Raw genomic sequence first — 17,037 nt, forward strand, 5'->3', positions numbered from 1 at the left:
CTTTCCTGATGCGCAGAGAAGTGAGTCGCGAGGGCTGGCCACAGGCGAATGCCTGTGGCCAGCGAGGAGGGAAGGATGCCGGACCGTCTGGCGATGGCCCGGCGGTTTTTCAGCTTGGCCGGGTGGTGGGCGTGGCTTCGGTGGACGGTCCGCCCTGGGGTCGCGCTTCGCCGCGCTCTGCCAGTTCCAGGCCATCGCCCGCTTTTTTCGGCCTCGTTACCACGCCCTTGGCAAAGTCAGCGGTGATGTTCAGCGCGGAAAGGGTGCTTTGCGGAACCACCTGGGTCAGGCCCCGGGTGACGTGATAGGCGTTCTCGAGGTTGCGGGTCAAGCCCTCGGTCTGGGTGTGGGGCAGGGTGTCGCGGTTTGGACTGGTAACGTTCTGCCACGGTACCTGCGCTCGCTTGGTCAGGTCGTCCGTGCCATCGCCCAGTGCTTTATTTTCCAGCGGTGCCGCCACGCTGTTGGCGAAGAATGGGAGCAGCGTCAGGCCGGAGGAGAAGAAGGTCGTGACAATCTGCTCCATTTTCTCCCGGACATCGGGATTTTCACCCACCGCGGCGGCGTCTCCGACCCCGGTGCGCATGGCGATCCCCGGACCGACACCGACGATTCGGTTGGTCAAGTCACTGACATTGGCCATGCTGATCGGGTTGAGCTTGCCAGTCGCTTCGGCAAACGCCTTGGGCAGGAGCTCTTTCCATTCGCGGTTTTCCTTCGTGACGCGATAGGTGGGGATCTGCTCGTCGCCGTGGGTCTGGGCATATTTGGCCACCGCCTGGCCGCCCGCCATGAAGGTGCCGCCCACTGCCGAGGCGACGCTGCGAGCCGCGATGCCGGAGGCGTTGACGGACGTGAACTGGTCTATCGTGTCCCGTACCGCATGGGCCGCGCCGAAGGCGAGGTAACCGGTGAAGTCGCCGCTCATGGTGCCGAAGTTGTTGGCGTTCTGTTTCAGTTTGAAATCGGCTCGCTTGTCGCTCTGTGTCGCGTCGAGGGTGTCACGTTGGGCGTTGGCAACCCGCCGCCCATTCACGGTGATGTCTTGCAAGGCCTTGGGGTACACCGCCAGCGGGTCGACCTTTTCCAACCCCCGGCCGATGGTCTTGTCGACGACGACTTGGATAAACGGGCGCAGACCGTCGCTGATGACCTTGTGGGCGGTACCAAGGACGGTTGATGTCGCCGCTACATGTTTTCCAAAGGACTGATCCGCCATCGCCTCGTCGATTGCCGCGGTGCTGGCGCCGAAGTGTCCGGCAGACGCGAAGCCCTGGGGGATCCCCGCGTCGGCAAATACGGCCAGGCCCGTCACGAAGCCGCTGTGGGTCTTGAGTTCGGCCACGTAGTCCTGGCGTCCGACATTCTTCAGCGCGGTGTCCAGCACTTCGTTCTTCTTCGTGGCTTTTGCCAGTTCGCTTGTGGTACCGGGCTTGTCGTCATCTTTCTTGAGGAACTCGCCAAGCTCATCCCGGACCTCACGCAGTTGGCTCAACTCGTCGTTCGCCTTGTCTCGGTCGGCCTGGGGCAGGCTCTCGTTGCTCGCCGCTTGTTGCGCGTGCTCAATCCGGCTTTCCATGAACCTGTTCAGTCGCTGGGGCATGTCTTGCGTCATGGCTTGCGTGACGCCTTTTGCATAACCACGGAAGGCTTTATGGCTGCTCTCCAGCAGCTTGCGATCGTCTTCCCCCGGGGTTTGGTCGATCACTTCCTGGCACAGCGAGTGATAGGCGCCGAGGGTGTTACCGACGCGCTCGCAATGCTTGTCCCAGACGGCTTTGAAACAGCCGCTTTCTTCCCGATCGGCCTCGTTCTTGCCTAGGTACTCGTTGAAATCCTTGACGAATGCTTCGGTTTCTTCGTGGCCGGACAGCATTGGATGAGGCGTGCCGCCAAGTTCGGCAAGGTGCTTTTGGATGTCCTGATAGCCTGCATTGGGCGCGTAGTCCAACGCGGTACCTTCCAGAACCATCTGTTGGCGTGCATAGCCGATAGGGTTGCTATCAGCGTTTTCCTTGCCGAGTTTGTTGATCATCACCGTCAGGCGATGCTGCCTGGTCTTGAGCGTTTCCTGGGTCTTGTCGCTTGCTTTCCCTTCGAAGTGATAAGGCACCAGGGGAGTCGTGGAAGGACGCACCTGTCCGGCCAGGCTGGTGCCCACCGGCGTGATCCGATCATCCTGCTGCTGGTGCAATGGCGCCGAACTTGAGGTTCCGCCTACTGATACTGCTGGCATGTGATGTTCTCCTTTCCTAGATCGACAGGGCGTTGTTCAGCCCTGCGCTACGCGGGGTGGGTTTTTGCTGGGTGGTCTTGGCGGCTTGGCCCGGGCTGGCGCCGTCGAAGAAGTAGCCCTCCCGCCAGATAAGCGCCATGTCGGCAGCACCGCTCATCAGTCCGAGCAGGCGCTCGGCGCTGAGGTTGTCCAGGGGCACGTGGCCGATCAGGACCACCTGTTCGCTGTCGCGGTTGTACGACAGCGACGGGCAGAACGCGCCGCTCAGCAGGTACAGGTTGGTTTCCAGCAGCCGTTGCATGACCGCTTCGCGATTCGCCACGGGCAACGGCCCGAAGCCGCAGTAGATGAACACGTCTCCCTCGCCCACGCCGGGTGTGTGCTTGAGGGAAAAATCGACTTCCTTGACCGACAGGTTTGCCTGTTCGTAGAACGCTGACGGGGTAGGAATCATCGTGAGTTCGCAGAGCTGATCGATCAGCTTGCAATAGGTGGGTGACGCCATGATTGACCTCGCATTGTCATCCAGGCACCGACGAGCGCCTGCTGCCCATCGTGAGTGACACCTGCGGCATTTCGGTTCCACTGCGCCGCGTGGAACCGCTGGCAGCTGATCTGCCACCCAATGGCGCCACCTCATTCAAGGTTGACCGCCCATGTCCCGATCACTTGCACTTTCGCCGGCCCTTCGATTTGTCCCCAAAGGGTTGTCTCTGCTCGCCATGGGGACCTTGCTGTACGGGTGTCAACACCTCGAACCGCAGCTGACCATCGGCGATCGTTTCGCCAATGAACCGTATCGCGCCCAATTGCGCTGGCTCGAACCGGCGCCCACCGACACGATCATCGAGATTGGCGAATCATCGCCGCAAAGCGATGGCAGCCTGTGGGCACGGATGCGCCAGGGGTTTTCCTTGCAGGCCAAGACCCAAGGCGTGGCGCGTATCGACGAGCAACGCCGCTGGCTGATGGAGCGCCCGGCGTTTCTCACCCAGACCGGACGCGCCGGCAGCCGATACTTGCACTTCATCGTCGGCGAACTGAACAAGCGCAACATGCCGCTGGAGCTGGCCCTGCTGCCGGCGATCGAGAGCGGGTTCAACCCCAATGCGCAATCGCCTGCCCAGGCCTTGGGGCTCTGGCAATTCATTCCCGCCACCGGGCGTCGTTATCAATTGCAGCAACGGGGCGACTACGACGAGCGTCGAGACATTCCGTCGTCCACCCGGGCGGCCCTGGATTATCTGTCCTACCTGCACGACTACTTCGACGGTGACTGGCTGCTGGCGCTGGCCGCCTACAACGCCGGGGAAGGGCGGGTGCGCGACGCCATCACCCGGAACCGCGCCCGGGGCCTGGCGACCACTTACTGGAACCTGTCGTTGCCCGGAGAAACCCAGAACTATGTGCCACGGTTGCTGGCGTTGTCGCAGTTGGTCAACGCGCCAGCGAGCTACGGCGTGAGCCTGGCGCCGATTGCCGACCAGCCGTACTTCCAGATGGTCGCGTTGGCGCAACCCGTGGACCTCGCGCAACTGGCGCAGGTATCCGGCGTCCATGAACGCGAGTTGCGCATGCTCAATCCAGCCGGGCGCGGCCGGGTCAGGGGGCGTCTGCTGATGCCGGTGGAAGCGTCACGCAGGTTGCTGGCACAACCGGACATGATCGCCAAGGCGGCGCTGCCTCGGGCGAGTGGTGACGAGCAAGTCGCTGCTTCTCCGGAGGCCGGCGTGGCCGAGCCGCAGGTCGCGGAGGTGGTGCCGCCGCCGGGGGTTTGAGCGGGCTGTGCAATGAGTTGCCGATATTCAATCTGTGGCGAGGGAGCTTGCTCCCGCTTGGGTGCGCAGCGCCCATCAGACAATGGGATTGCTGCGCAATCCAGCGGGAGCAAGCTCCCTCGCCACGGATCCAGCGCCGGGTGTCCGGTTCAGAGACACCCCATCGCCACATTCGCCAGGCCGCGTGCGCGAGGGTCCATCAAGACGTAGGAACCAATGGTGTTGCAGGCAAAGCCGAACGCCACGCCGCGCTCGGGGTCGGCAAAACCGATGGTGCCGCCGGCGCCCATGTGGCCAAAGGCGTCGGGTCCCATGCCGTAACTGCCGTTCGCCACGTCCGCCTGGTTGAGCATGATGCCCAGGCCGAACCGCGTCGGTGTCTGGATGGTCGGGTCATATTCGGCGCTGTGCTCGCGCAGCATTTCGTTGAGCAGTGGCGACTCCAGCAACCGCCCGTCCAGCAGGCCGGCATAGAACTCCGCCAGGCTGCGGGCGTTGCCGTGGCCGTTCGCCGCCGGCTGGGTCATGCGCTTCCAGCCCGGCTCGTTACTGCGCCCCAGCACCATCGGCGGGTTGGCGAAGGCCAGTGAGCTCATGGCTGTCGGCTCGGTGAGCACATACTGCAGGACTCGACCAAAGGCTTCATCGTCGACTTCATCTTTGGTTCGGGCCATGTAGGCGCAGCGAGCGATGGTCGCGTCGTCCAGGCCGATATGAAAATCCAGTCCGAGCGGCACCGCCACCCGCTGGTGGATGCTTTGCGCCGGGCTTACGCCATCCACTCGGCGTAGCAGCTCACCGAGAATCCAGCCGAACAGCAACGGTGAATAGGTCTGCTGTTGCCCTGCATCGGCCCATGGCTGCTCCTCGGCGATCAGGGCAATCATGGTGTCCCAGTCGTAAAGGGTTTCCGGGGCGAGGGGCGTGCGCAGCGCCGGTAGCCCGGCGCGATGGCAGAGCACTTGGCGCACGGTCGTCGTTGCTTTACCGGCCTTGGCGAACTCGGGCCAGTAGCGGCAGACCGGTGCATCCAGGTCCAGGCGTCCTTCGCCAACCAGTTGCATGATCGCCACGGCCGTGAAGGGCTTGGTGCAGGAGAACAGGTTGAGCAGTGTGTCGCGCTGCCAATGGCTGTCCGGTTCCGGCCCGGCGATACCAGCCCACAGGTCGATCACTGTTTCACCGTCGACCTGGACGCACAGGGCGGCGCCGCGTTCGAAAGGGCTTTGCATCAGTCCGGTAAAGGCCGCTTTGACCGGTTCGAAGCGAGGGTCGCAGTGGCCGTGGATGGTGGGTGAGTGTGTCATGTCAGTTCCACGCAGGGTTGGGGGTTTTCCTTGAGTGACGAGGGCTGGGGGAACGGTTCACTGACCTCTGGGGAGCATTCAGTCGGGATGTTGTTGATCGGGTACATATCCATTGCTGCGGTCACGGCGGCTTATGGTTCCGCCCTTACGGCGGGTCACTTTTTTCAGACGCCAAAAAAGTAACCAAAAAGGCTTGCCCCACCACTCGGTGCCTCGCCTAGGCTCGGCATGCCCGCACTCCGGCATTGCTCCGTGGGCCCGCCGCGATGGGCCATCCATGGCCCTGCGCGGCTAACCCGGCATCCATGCCGGGTTGCCCACTCCACAATGCCTGCGTTCGGTCATCGTGGTTAACGGGGCCTGGCAGATCAAAAGCCGAGACGAGGCGGCCTTAGGGCCGACCTGGCTCTGGTGCCACACCACATTTCCCTTGTGGGAGCGAGCTTGCTCGCGAAGGCGGCCGTTCAGCTTGCATTGATAGCCACTGATCCACCGCCGTCGCGAGCAGCGTTTTTTCATAGGGATCTTTTTGGGCGCCCCCCGCCACTCAGGAGCAACGATGCCTGCCCCCGGAGAATGTCCATGCCCTACGAGCGTACCCTCGACTTGAACAGCGACGCCTTTCGCGGCGAGGCTTATCGGCATTATGCGGCGTTGCGCCAAGCGTCCCCGGTGTTCCTCAGCCAGCCCGATGGGCAGTTGCCGATGTGGTACGTCACCGGGGCCCGGGAGGTCGAGGAGGTGCTGTTGGACAGCGAGCGCTTCGCCCGCGATCCGTCACGGATCGATCCGCAGTTCGCGGCGATGCTGGGGGGCGAGCAGTCCATCGCCTTTCTCAATGACCACATGCTTAACCGTGACGGAGAGAGTCATCGTCGGCTGCGTCGGCTGGTCAACAAGGCGTTTACCCTGAAGGCGGTGACCGCCATGCGGCCGCGTATCGAGCAGATTGCCGAGTCGCTGCTGGACGCCGTTGGGCCAAGCGGGCGAATGGATGTGGTGAGCCAATATGCCTTCCCGCTGTCGATCACCGTCATCGCCGAGCTGCTCGGCGTACCTGCTCAGGACCGAGACGATTTCCGCCGCTGGTCCCACATGATCGTCCGGCAGGTGGGCCACGATCTGAGTGAACTGCAACGCTGCTACAACGAGTTCGCCGGCTACATGCTTGCCTTGATCGACCGGCGCCGGGCCTATCCGACCGATGACCTGGTGTCGGCCCTGGCCCAGGTCGAGGAAGAGGGCCGCATGCTCAGCCGAAGCGAGTTGTGCAGCATGATTGCGCTGCTGATCATCGCCGGCCACGAAACGTCGGCGTCGATGATTGGCAATGCTGTGCACACGCTCGTGCAACACCCCGATGCGCTGGTCCGGTTGCGTGATGAGCCGGCACTGATGCCCGACGCGGTCGAGGAGTTCTTGCGCTATGACTCGTCGGTGGAACGGGCAATGGTCCGCTTCGTCACGCGGGACACTGAATTGGCCGGGCAACATCTGCGACGCGGGCAATTTGTGGTGGCGGTGGTGGGCTCGGCCAATCGTGATGAGGCGATGTGCGCCAATCCTGAACGGCTGGATATCACCCGCCCGGCCTGTCCGCACATGTCGTTCGGCAAGGGCACGCATTATTGCCTGGGTGCATCGTTGGCTCGGCAGGAATTGGACATTGCGTTGAACACCTTGCTGCGGCGCTGCCCGGGTCTGCGATTGGCGGTTGATCCAAGTGCTGTGCGCTGGCGTTATGTGCCCAACTTCAGGGGACCGGATGCGTTGCCGGTGTGCTGGTCGGTGGGCTGATTCGGTAGTGCTGAGCCTTTGTGGCGAGGATTCGTGGTGCCCCGTGCAAAAAATGGCATGGGTTCGAATTCACGAGACGGCTCGCCCGGCAATGCCTCCGGACGAGCCGTGGACTCACGCCAGGCTGGTCTCCAGTGTTTGCACAGGCGCTGAAGCGGTAGTGGATGCCGTGTCGATGGGCATCAGGTCCAACCCATAAAGCACCACGTCCGCGCGCTTGTCAGCGAACCGGGCGATACCCGGGAAACGGCCCCATTGCGTCGCGCCCAATCCCTGCACGCCACGTTTGCTCGCCTCGTTGTGCTCGATGATCCAGGCCACCAACGTTTCGAAACCGTACCGCTTGGCCAACACCACCGCTGCCTGGCCCAGGCGAATGCCGACGCCGCTGCCAATGTGGTCGTTGCGCACGTAGATCGATACTTCGCCGGTCAGCCGGCAGGCCTGGGCGCCCCAGCAGAAGCGGTTGACGATCAACCAGGCGACCACTTCACCGCCACGTTCGAGCACGTAGATCGGATCACCTTCCTTGACGAAGCAATCGACGAAGAAGGTCATTTCCTTCAGGGAAAACGCTCTGAGCACGGGGGAACTGGTGCCGCCCAGAGCGCTTTCGTTGAAGATATCCGTCATCACCGGCAGGTCGTCGGGGGTATAGCGGCGCACGCCGCGTGGCAGGTCGGGTCGGCTGTTCAGACGATTATGGGTCATGGCCGGGCTTCTCCGTAGACGCTGCGCTTGAGTTGTTCACGGGCGCGAAACAGCCGCGAGCGTACGGTGCCGATGGGCACGCCCAGCCGTTCGGCGGCATCGCGGTAGCTGCTCTCGGTGTCCACGGCGGTCCACAGGGTTTCGCGCATGTCCTTGGGCAGCGCGTCCATGGCAGACAGCGTGCGGTCCAGCAGCCGGCGGTTATCGCACAGTTCACTCAGGTCGATGTCTTCGCTGGATTCGTTGAAATCGCTTTCGTCGAACGTGCTCAGTGGCGGTTGCGCGTAGAAGCGGCGGAAGTGATTGCGGATCAGGTTGAGGGCGATGCCGCACAGCCAGGTGTCCGGCTTGGCCAGTCCCTTGAACTTCTCCTGGTTGCGCCAGGCTTCCAGGTAAGTGAGTTGGATGATGTCGTCGGCGTCGTCCTGGTTGAGCACACGCTTTTGCACAAACAGACGGAGCTTACGTTCCTCGCCGAAACTGACGCCCGGCGTGCCTGGGCGTTTCGAGGAGGTTTGCGGGGGCAGCATGAGGTTCAGGCTGTTCATTGATAAATCCCTCTGAGTAGGTTCCATAGCGCCGATCCGTATGTCGGCGTTCCCCCTTCAGCAGGACCTGTGCCAAGCCGCTTTCATAATCTATCTAACTGATATTCAAAGTATTTTTGTTAGTTCTAAAGCTCTATTTGTGCAAGCTCGTGCACGACTTTCAAAGAATTCACTGCATGAAATTGCACCGCACGGACCGTCGAAAATCGGCATGCGGAAGGTGTCGCCGATGAGATCGAAAAAGGCCTGATCGGCCATGGAACCGAATGCGGGATCGGCGCCACCCACTGAGCGTCCGAAACCACGCTCCCGGTTTGTCATGAAAGTAGAAGCCCCGACCAATGCGCACATTGCCGTCAATCTCGCCCAGGCCGTTTCGGCAGTCGCGGGCGTTGGCAGGCCTGTGGAATCGACGCAGGTCGCGCAGTCCAATTCGATGGAGGAGGTCGGCATGACCTTCAGTCATCACGTGGAGCGCAACACCAAGGCGCTGAGCCAGCGGCGCATTCGCAACGCCCGCAGTGAGGTGGGCCGGACACGGGTCGAAACCCGCGAGCAGTTGGAAGAGTGGTACGACCAGCTTGGCCATCCAGGCAAGCAGAGCCTGAGTGCCATGGCGGCCCAGGCCGGTGTGCTGCTGATGGGCGAGCCGGTATTGGAAGAGGTGGTGCAGTCTACCGGCGGCGATCCGGCCCGGACTGACCTGATCCTCCAGCAAACGTTGCTGGACGCCGAGGCGCAAGGTCGTCTTGTCGAGGCCAAGCGCGCCCGCGACTACCTGCAACTGCTGCGCGAGCGTTACGGTGCGCAGATCCAGGCCGGCATGAACATCGCCGAGGCCCTGCGTGCCGCCGGTGGCGATCCTGAATTGCGCCAGGCGGTACGTCGCCTCTATTACGACACCGTGGTGCTCAAGCAATCGTTGCCGACCATGATGCAGGCGTTGCTTGGCCTGTTCGGCGAAACGGCATTCGTGTCCGGGCTGGACATGATGCGCCGCGCGCTGGCCGACGACATCGCCGCCCACGCGCCTTCGCGGCCCACGCCCTTGCTGCGTACGCTGCTGATCGGCCTGGCTGCCTCGACGCAACTGGGCAGCGTGCTGCAAAGCTGTCGCCGTCTGCTGGAGCAACTGGCCTACAGTTGCCCGTCCAGCCAGCTCACCGCCGTCCTGCTGCTGCAACGCATGCTCGGGTTTGTCAGCAGCGGCCTGTCTTCGGCGGAAGTGCGGCGTATCGGTCGCGAACTGGGAGGGGACGAGGAGCATGATCAACTGGTTTCCTTGAACGGCTTGTATCCCTTGCTCAAGCGCTTGCCGTTGGCGCTCTGGCGAGATGCGAAAAGCCGCCAGACCGCGCTGAAGAATCTGCTGGTGCTGCTCGATGAGCGTTCCCGTGGCGAGACCCGTGGACAGACCGCCGAACCGGTCATTGGGGCGCGGTCATGATTGCCCTGCTGAACAAGGTCGCCAACGCGGCGGTGCGGCGTATCGAAGTGGCCGGGGCGTTCGTCGTGCTTGGCATCGTGTTCATGCTGATCCTGCCGTTGCCGACTTCAGTCGTCGATGCGCTGATCGCCATCAACATCTGTATTTCCTGCCTGTTGATCGTGCTCTCGTTGTACCTGCCACGACCGCTGGCGTTTTCCTCGTTTCCAGCGGTGCTGCTGCTGACCACGTTGTTCCGCTTGGCACTGTCGGTGGCGACCACGCGGTTGATCCTGCTCCAGGGCGACGCTGGCCATATCGTCCAGGCGTTCGGCAATTTCGTGGTCGGGGGCAACCTGGCCGTCGGGCTGGTGATCTTTCTCATCCTCACGGTGGTCAACTTCCTGGTGATCACCAAGGGCTCGGAGCGGGTTGCCGAAGTGGCGGCGCGGTTCACCCTGGACGCCTTGCCGGGCAAGCAGATGTCCATCGACAGCGACCTGCGGGCCAACCTGATCGACGTCAGCGAAGCGCGCCGTCGTCGCGAGGAATTGAACAAGGAAAGCCAATTGTTCGGGGCGATGGACGGGGCGATGAAGTTCGTCAAGGGCGACGCCATCGCCGGCCTGGTGATCGTGGTGATCAACCTCATCGGCGGCTTTTCGGTCGGCATGGTCCAGCACGATATGAGCGCGTCCGAGTCGATGCACTTGTATGCCGTGTTGACCATCGGCGACGGCCTCATTGCGCAAATTCCGGCACTGCTGATTTCCCTCACCGCCGGCATGATCATCACCCGCGTATCGCCGGAAGGGCAGCCGGCGGGCAGCAGCGTCGGCAAGGAAATCGCCAAGCAATTGACCGCCGAACCCAAGGCCTGGGTCATCGCTTCGGTGGGCATGCTCGGCTTCGCCGCGTTGCCCGGCATGCCGACGCTGGTGTTCATCGTCATTGCCGTGATCACCGGCACGGCGGGCATCGTCCAGCTGTATGGCCGCGCGCGACAGGCGCGCGAGGGCGAGCAGCCTCAAGCCAGCGTCACACCGGAGCAGAATGGCGCCGAGGATTTGCGCAGTTTCGACCCGACCCGTGCCTATCTCTTGCAGTTCTCCAAGTCGATGCAAGGCAACCCGGCCGCCGACGAGGTCATCCAGGCGATCCGCAAGAAACGCAACGCGCTGGTCGCCGGTTTCGGCCTGACCTTGCCGCCGTTCGAGATCGAATACAGCGCGCGCCTGGAGGACGACGAATTCCGCTTCTGCGTGCACGAGGTGCCGATGCTGCGCGCCACGTTTGGAGATCGCGTAGCCGTCGCCCGCGGGCCGTTGCCGTTCGAACCGCAGGATGCCCGGGTCGGCAGCGAAGTACGCGACGAGCATCAATGGCTCTGGCTGGCGCCCGGCGACCCGTTGCTGGCGGACGAACGCGTGGAAGCGGTACCGGCGGGAGAGTTGCTGGTGGAACGCATGAGCCGCGCCATGTTTGCCACCGGGCCGCAGTTCCTCGGCTTGCAAGAGAGCAAGTCGATTCTCAGTTGGCTCGAAGCGGGCCAGCCAGAGCTGGTGCAGGAACTGCAACGAACCATGCCCCTGGCCCGTTTCGCTGCCGTGCTGCAACGCCTGGCGGGCGAAGGCGTGCCGCTGCGGGCGGTGCGGCTGATCGCCGAGTCGTTGATCGAGCACGGCCAGCACGAGCGTGACGTCGGCGCGCTGACCGACTACGCGCGCATCGCCTTGAAGTCGCAAATCTACCACCAGTACCGCGATGAAAACGGCCTGCACGTCTGGCTGCTGACGCCAGAGACCGAAGGGTTGCTGCGCGACGCGCTGCGCCAGACCCAGACCGAAACCTTCTTTGCCCTGGAGAGCGTGCACACCCGCGCCCTGGTCCTGCAACTGCGCGAAGGTTTCCCGCTGCGGGCCAAGCGGACGGCGGTGCTGTTGGTGGCGCAGGACTTGCGCGCGCCGCTGCGCGATCTGTTGCGCGACGAGTTCAACCATGTGCCGGTGCTGGCCTTCAGCGAGTTGCACAGCAATGCCCAGGTCACCGTGCTTGGGCGCTTTGATCTGGAGCAGGAAACCCTCCAGATCGAGGACGCCGCATGACGTGTTCTTGCGCTTGGCGCGCCAGCCGCGATGCCAGGCGTAGCGATGTGAAGCCAGGCGCGTCCGATGGCCTGGCTGTGACAGTGGACGAGGGCCGCCCGTGCCCCGTCGTTCAAGCGGATTGTCGGCGCACTTCGGTCGCGCCTTGAGGAAATTGACCATGTTCGAGCTACGCGTATTGAGTGGTCTGCACCGGGGGGCGGCATTGCCGCTGGTGGGTGAACAATGGGTTGTCGGGGCGGCGGAAGACGCCGATCTGGCGCTCTACGACCCAGGTATCTGCGGGCGTCACGCTGCCGTCAGCCTAGTCCAGGGCCAGTGGCTGCTGGCGTCGCTGGAGGGCGTGGTTTGCAACGGACAAGGCCAGCCTTGGGCCGCGACCGAGCCTTTGCCAGGCAATACCCCTTTTTCCATCGCCGGCGTCTGGTTGTGCCTGGCCCCGGCCGATCAGCCTTGGCCTGAAGAAGCGGCACTGGATGACGCTGCGCACTTGACGGCGGACCGCGAAACCCAAAAAACCGCGGCACGGCCGTCGTGGCCCAAGCGCCTGGGAATCGCTGCGGCGGTGATCACCGTCGCCTCCAGCGCTTGGGCCTTTACCAGCCAACCGGCACCGACGGTAGCGCCCAGCGCGGCCCAGCAGCACAAGCCGACCAAGGCTGCATTGGACACAGTGGAGGCGGTTCGCCTGGAGCTGGATCGCATGCTCCAGGAGCGCGACCTGGATGCCAATGTCCGGGTCGAGGTCCAGGACGGTCGGCTGGCGCTGGTGGGCGAGCTGCCGCGCCAGCGCCTGGCGGTGGTCGAGCGGCTGATGGAGCGTTTCCACGCTCGCTACGATACGTCAGTGGAGATCACGGCCAGCGTCAAGGAACGGCTGACGCAACTGCCGTTCCAGATCGCCCAGATCGTCGGCGGCAAGCGTGGTCACGTCGTCACCTCCGATGGTCGCCGGCTGTTCCTCGGCGATCAGATCGACGGTCTGCGACTGACCGCCATCGACAGCGGCAAAGTCACTTTCGAAGGCGAGCAGCGCTACGAGGTGACATGGTGATGCACACAGCCATCGCCCGATTGGAGACCTGGGAAGCCGGGCAGCGGGCACGCCTGCGCCGATTCGCGCCGGTGATGGTGCGCGGACGGGTGCAGCGGGTCAGCGGGATCTTGTTGCAGTGCCGGCTGCCGGGGGCGCAGATCGGTGACCTCTGCCAGGTCGAGCGTGACGGGCGTGAGCCATTGCTCGCCGAGATCGTCGGCTTCGACCAGCACGACGCCTTGCTCAGCGCCCTGGGCGGCCTGGAAGGTGTCCGGGTCGGCGCGGCGGTGGAGCCGCTGGGCATGCCGCATCGGGTGACCGTCGGCCCGCAGCTGCTGGGGCAGGTGCTGGATGGCTTTGGCCGCCCTTTGCTTGAGGATGGCGTAGGCGCGTTCGCCGGGCCTCAAGTGCCGGACGCCTCGCAAGTGATCGGCGAAGCCCCGCCGCCGACCGCACGGCCGCGCATCCAGCGACCGTTGATGACTGGCGTACGCGCCATCGACGGCGCGCTGACGCTTGGCGAAGGCCAGCGTGTCGGGTTGTTCGCCGGCGCCGGTTGCGGCAAGACCACCTTGTTGGCGGAGATCGCCCGCAACGTTGAATGTGATGTGATCGTTTTCGGGCTGATCGGCGAGCGCGGTCGCGAGCTGCGGGAATTCCTCGACCATGAGCTGGATGATGAACTGCGGGCCCGTGCGGTCCTGGTGTGCGCCACGTCCGACCGTTCCAGCATGGAGCGCGCCCGCGCGGCATTCACCGCCACGGCCCTGGCCGAGGGCTTTCGTGCCCGGGGCCAGCGGGTCTTGCTGCTCATCGATTCGCTGACCCGGTTCGCCCGCGCCCAACGGGAAATTGGCCTGGCTGCGGGCGAGCCGTTGGGGCGGGGCGGCTTGCCTCCTTCGGTGTACAGCCTGTTGCCGCGCCTGGTGGAGCGGGCGGGGTTGAGCAATGACGGGGCGATCACCGCGCTCTATACCGTGCTCATCGAGCAGGACTCCATGAACGATCCGGTGGCGGACGAAGTCCGTTCGCTGCTCGACGGCCACATCGTCCTGTCGCGCAAACTCGCGGAGCGCGGTCATTACCCGGCCATCGACGTGCTTGCCAGCCTGTCGCGAACCTTGGCCAATGTGGCCGAGGCCGAGCACCTGCGCGCGGGCATCAATCTGCGCCGCTTGCTGTCGGCCTACGATCAGATCGAGCTGATGCTGCGCCTGGGCGAATACCAGGCCGGCGCCGACCCCTTGACCGACCTGGCGGTGGAGTCGCGCGGTGCCCTGGACGCATTCCTGCGCCAGGACCTGCGCGAGCCCGAGCCGTTTGCGTCGACGCTCGCCCATCTCCAGCAGTTGACCGCTTATGTCCCGGGCTGATCTGGATGCCCTGACGCCGGTGCGTCGGCACCGCGAGGCGCAAGCCGAACGGGCCTGGCGCCAACAGCGCGACCTGTTGCGCGAGCGCGAAGCAGCGGTCGCCGCCGCGCGGGCGCGCTGGCAGGCCGCGAGCGAACAGCAGGCAGCGCAGCGCGAGGCGTTATACGGCGAGCACCGCGGCCGCGCGCTGAGCGTCTGCGAACTCAACGCCTGGAGCACCGAGGAGCGACGCTTGATCGGCGAGTTGGCCGAGCAAGCGCAGGCCTTGCAGGCGCTCGACGACGAACAGGCGCAACAGGCACGAGACACCGAAGCTGCCCTGGAGCGCCTGCGAGGGCGCAGGCGTGACCTGGAAAAGCTCAGCGCAATGATGGATTACCTGGTGGAGGTCTCCGGTGATGAATGAACGCTCTGTGCACGGTGGACCGTCACCCCATGGCAGCCCTGCGGCGGCCCCCGTTCGTCACGCGCCGAAGGCGTATGAGCAACCGCTTGCCCAGGTGAGCCGGGCCAGTCGTCCAGTGGCGCGCGAGCCTTTGCCTGCCACTGGGCGCGACCCCGAGGTGACGGCAGAACGCAGCGACGGCTACTGGTTTCGCCAGTGGGTCGATGCGCCGCGGGGCGGCTCCGAGGACGACATGGCAGGCACCGGCTCCCTATCGGGGTTGGTGAATCTGGAGGGTGGTGAAATGGAGGCATTTGTCGATCAGCTCTCGCCACGCCTCCAGGCCACCCTCGACCAGCAACTTGACCTGCTGCTGCACCTTCCTCATCTGGGCCGGATCAGGGTGACTGCCCAGCGGCTGGGCGGGACGTCCGGCTGGGACATCGGCCTGAGCGGCGAAAGCGAAGAGACGCGCGCGCGGCTGTCGAGTCGAACCGGGCGCCTCGAAGAGGCACTGGCCCAAAGCCTGGGCCAACCGGTGGTGGTGCGCGTGACCCACGAAGAAGAGGCGAGCGTGACATGAGCGTACAGGCTTTGGCGCTGCCACCGATGAGCGGCGATGACGCCGTCGCCCGGCAGCGATTGGGAACGGGCGTCAGCTTGTCTTTCGAGGTGGCGGGCGAGACGGGCTTGCTGGAACTGACCCTGGACAGCGGCGCCGTGGGAGGCGGGTCGTGTTTGCTCGAGTGCACCCATGGCGTCTTGGCGCTTGACGAGCCGGGGCCGCTGCTCAGCTTGTTCGGCGAATGTCCGGTGGTCCTGCCGGCCGAGCCTGGGCCGGACGATGCCTGGTTCTGGGCGCTGTTCCAGCAGACCCTGAGCGAGCCGCTGCGCCAGGCGTTCGGTTTTCTCAAGCCAACCACCGGCCCCGCGGTCCGGGGCATTCCCTGCCGGCTCGAAGCACGGCTGGGCGCGGCCCATGCGACGACTCACCTGGAACTGGCCGGGTCGACCTTGCTGGGATTGCTTCGCGCAGCGCCTTGGCAGCGGCGGACAACACCGGTGGACGATCATTTTGCGCTGCACGTTCCATTGCCGCTGGGGCACCTGGTGCTGGCGGCCGGGCAGGTGTCGGCGTTGCGCCCCGGTGACGTGCTGGTGCCGGAAACCGCCTTGTTCGACCCATCCGGCCAAGGGCTGGTTCGCCTCGGCCGGCACTGCCTGCGGGTCGGGGTGCAGAGCCGCTCCGCGCCGTTGCGCCTGACCTTGCTCGCTCTGGAGGAGACCGATATGAGTACCACCGCTGACACCGATATCCTGACCCCCGACTGGGACGATACCGCCCGCTACGAACCCGACGCAGAGGCGCCCGAGGCGACGGGTTTCGCGGCGCCTGACGATGCCGAAGCTGTAGCCGCAGAGACGCCGGTGCAGGCGCCGGTGGCCGGCGACGAGCGCTTCGGCGACTTGCCTCTGGCGCTGACGATACGCTGCGGTCACTTGAGCCTGACCCTGGGCGAACTGCGCAACCTGGCGCCCGGCGCGGTGCTCCAGGTCCAGGGCGTGGCACCGGGTGCGGCGACGTTGTTCCATGGTGAACGGGCCTTGGCCCAGGGTGAACTGGTGGACGTCGAGGGTCGGCTCGGCCTGCAAGTCACTCGCGTGGATGTGGCTGGATGAGCTTCCAGGGGGTCGACCCCTTTCTGCTGGCGCTGTTCATCGGCGGGATCTCATTGGTTCCGCTGCTGCTGATCATCTGCAGCGCCTTCCTCAAGATCGCCATCGTGCTGACCATCACCCGCAACGCCATCGGCGTGCAGCAGGTGCCGCCGAACATGGCGCTCTACGCCATCGCCCTGGCCGCGACGCTGTTCATCATGGCGCCGGTCGGTCACAACATCGCCGAGCAACTGAAGGAGCAGCCGCTGGATTTCAGCAGCACCGAGGCGCTGCAGGGCTCGGCCTTGAACGCGGTCAAGCCGTTGCAAGCGTTCATGTCGCGCAATACCAACCCGGACATCCTCACCCATCTGCTGGAAAACACCCAGCGGATGTGGCCCAAGGAGCGCGCCGAGCAAGCCAGTCGCGATGACCTGATGCTGCTTATCCCGGCCTTCATGCTGTCGGAGCTCGAAGCGGGTTTCCAGATGGGGTTCCTGATCTACATCCCGTTCATCGTCATTGACCTGATCGTGTCCAACCTGCTGCTGGCGCTCGGCATGCAGATGGTTGCGCCGATGACCATCTCGTTGCCGCTCAAGCTGCTGATCTTCGTGCTCGTGCAGGGTTGGACGCAGTTGCTCGACAGCCTTTTCTATTCCTATCTTTGAGGGCC

At 64.3% G+C, this 17,037-nt stretch carries 15 protein-coding genes; 10 read left to right on the forward strand and 5 right to left on the reverse strand.

Translation table 11 applies throughout. From position 1 onward, the window contains the following. Positions 1-109: 109 nt before the first annotated feature. Complete coding sequence (locus tag Q7C33_RS05295; RefSeq protein WP_407682947.1) at positions 110-2,236, reverse strand: type III effector; 2,127 nt, start codon at positions 2,234-2,236, stop codon at positions 110-112. Positions 2,237-2,252: 16 nt separating this feature from the next. Continuing rightward, complete coding sequence (locus tag Q7C33_RS05300) at positions 2,253-2,741, reverse strand: type III effector (RefSeq protein WP_334598488.1); 489 nt, start codon at positions 2,739-2,741, stop codon at positions 2,253-2,255. Between the two features lie 151 nt (positions 2,742-2,892). Between Q7C33_RS05300 and Q7C33_RS05305 the strand changes: the two genes are divergently transcribed. Next, a complete protein-coding gene (locus Q7C33_RS05305) occupies positions 2,893-4,014 on the forward strand; it encodes a transglycosylase SLT domain-containing protein (protein WP_407682948.1) in 1,122 nt (373 codons plus the stop codon). Positions 4,015-4,163: 149 nt separating this feature from the next. Here the strand turns inward: Q7C33_RS05305 and Q7C33_RS05310 are convergent, their stop codons facing one another. Next, the gene (locus tag Q7C33_RS05310) at positions 4,164-5,321 is read right to left on the reverse strand and encodes a serine hydrolase domain-containing protein (protein WP_407682949.1); all 1,158 of its coding nucleotides are present in this window, start codon (positions 5,319-5,321) and stop codon (positions 4,164-4,166) included. Between the two features lie 582 nt (positions 5,322-5,903). Between Q7C33_RS05310 and Q7C33_RS05315 the strand changes: the two genes are divergently transcribed. After that, positions 5,904-7,118, forward strand: a complete 1,215-nt coding sequence (locus Q7C33_RS05315; RefSeq protein WP_030138416.1) for a cytochrome P450 family protein — start codon at positions 5,904-5,906, stop codon at positions 7,116-7,118. Between the two features lie 114 nt (positions 7,119-7,232). Here Q7C33_RS05315 and Q7C33_RS05320 read toward each other — a convergent pair whose 3' ends face one another. Continuing rightward, a complete protein-coding gene (locus Q7C33_RS05320; protein ID WP_030138415.1) occupies positions 7,233-7,829 on the reverse strand; it encodes a GNAT family N-acetyltransferase in 597 nt (198 codons plus the stop codon). Beyond that, complete coding sequence (locus Q7C33_RS05325; protein ID WP_030138414.1) at positions 7,826-8,377, reverse strand: RNA polymerase sigma factor; 552 nt, start codon at positions 8,375-8,377, stop codon at positions 7,826-7,828. Before Q7C33_RS05325 ends, Q7C33_RS05320 begins: the two co-directional genes overlap by 4 nt. Positions 8,378-8,696: 319 nt before the next feature. Here Q7C33_RS05325 and Q7C33_RS05330 point away from each other — a divergent pair, with 319 nt between their 5' ends. The 8 genes from Q7C33_RS05330 (at position 8,697) to sctR (ending at position 17,032) form a co-directional block, all read left to right on the forward strand. Beyond that, positions 8,697-9,824, forward strand: coding sequence for a TyeA family type III secretion system gatekeeper subunit (locus tag Q7C33_RS05330; RefSeq protein ID WP_198796917.1), 1,128 nt, complete (start codon positions 8,697-8,699; stop codon positions 9,822-9,824). Next, entirely contained in the window at positions 9,821-11,908 is a 2,088-nt protein-coding gene (gene sctV, locus Q7C33_RS05335; protein ID WP_217860580.1) for a type III secretion system export apparatus subunit SctV, read from the forward strand. Before Q7C33_RS05330 ends, sctV begins: the two co-directional genes overlap by 4 nt. A gap of 160 nt (positions 11,909-12,068) precedes the next feature. Further along, the gene (locus Q7C33_RS05340; RefSeq protein WP_258648486.1) at positions 12,069-12,962 is read left to right on the forward strand and encodes an FHA domain-containing protein; all 894 of its coding nucleotides are present in this window, start codon (positions 12,069-12,071) and stop codon (positions 12,960-12,962) included. Then, a complete protein-coding gene (locus Q7C33_RS05345) occupies positions 12,956-14,317 on the forward strand; it encodes a FliI/YscN family ATPase (RefSeq protein WP_407682950.1) in 1,362 nt (453 codons plus the stop codon). The genes Q7C33_RS05340 and Q7C33_RS05345 overlap by 7 nt, the downstream gene beginning before the upstream one ends. Further along, positions 14,304-14,723 (forward strand): hypothetical protein, encoded by a 420-nt coding sequence (locus Q7C33_RS05350; protein WP_407682951.1) that lies wholly within the window; start codon positions 14,304-14,306, stop codon positions 14,721-14,723. The genes Q7C33_RS05345 and Q7C33_RS05350 overlap by 14 nt, the downstream gene beginning before the upstream one ends. Then, positions 14,716-15,285, forward strand: coding sequence for a type III secretion system HrpP C-terminal domain-containing protein (locus Q7C33_RS05355; protein ID WP_407682952.1), 570 nt, complete (start codon positions 14,716-14,718; stop codon positions 15,283-15,285). The genes Q7C33_RS05350 and Q7C33_RS05355 overlap by 8 nt, the downstream gene beginning before the upstream one ends. Next, positions 15,282-16,382, forward strand: coding sequence for a type III secretion system cytoplasmic ring protein SctQ (gene sctQ, locus Q7C33_RS05360; protein ID WP_407682953.1), 1,101 nt, complete (start codon positions 15,282-15,284; stop codon positions 16,380-16,382). Before Q7C33_RS05355 ends, sctQ begins: the two co-directional genes overlap by 4 nt. Next, a complete protein-coding gene (sctR, locus tag Q7C33_RS05365) occupies positions 16,379-17,032 on the forward strand; it encodes a type III secretion system export apparatus subunit SctR (protein WP_030138406.1) in 654 nt (217 codons plus the stop codon). The genes sctQ and sctR overlap by 4 nt, the downstream gene beginning before the upstream one ends. Positions 17,033-17,037 lie beyond the last annotated feature (5 nt).

It is taken from the genome of Pseudomonas sp. BP11-1-1 (genome assembly GCF_052112105.1).
Classification (GTDB): Bacteria; Pseudomonadota; Gammaproteobacteria; order Pseudomonadales; family Pseudomonadaceae; genus Aquipseudomonas; species Aquipseudomonas alvandae.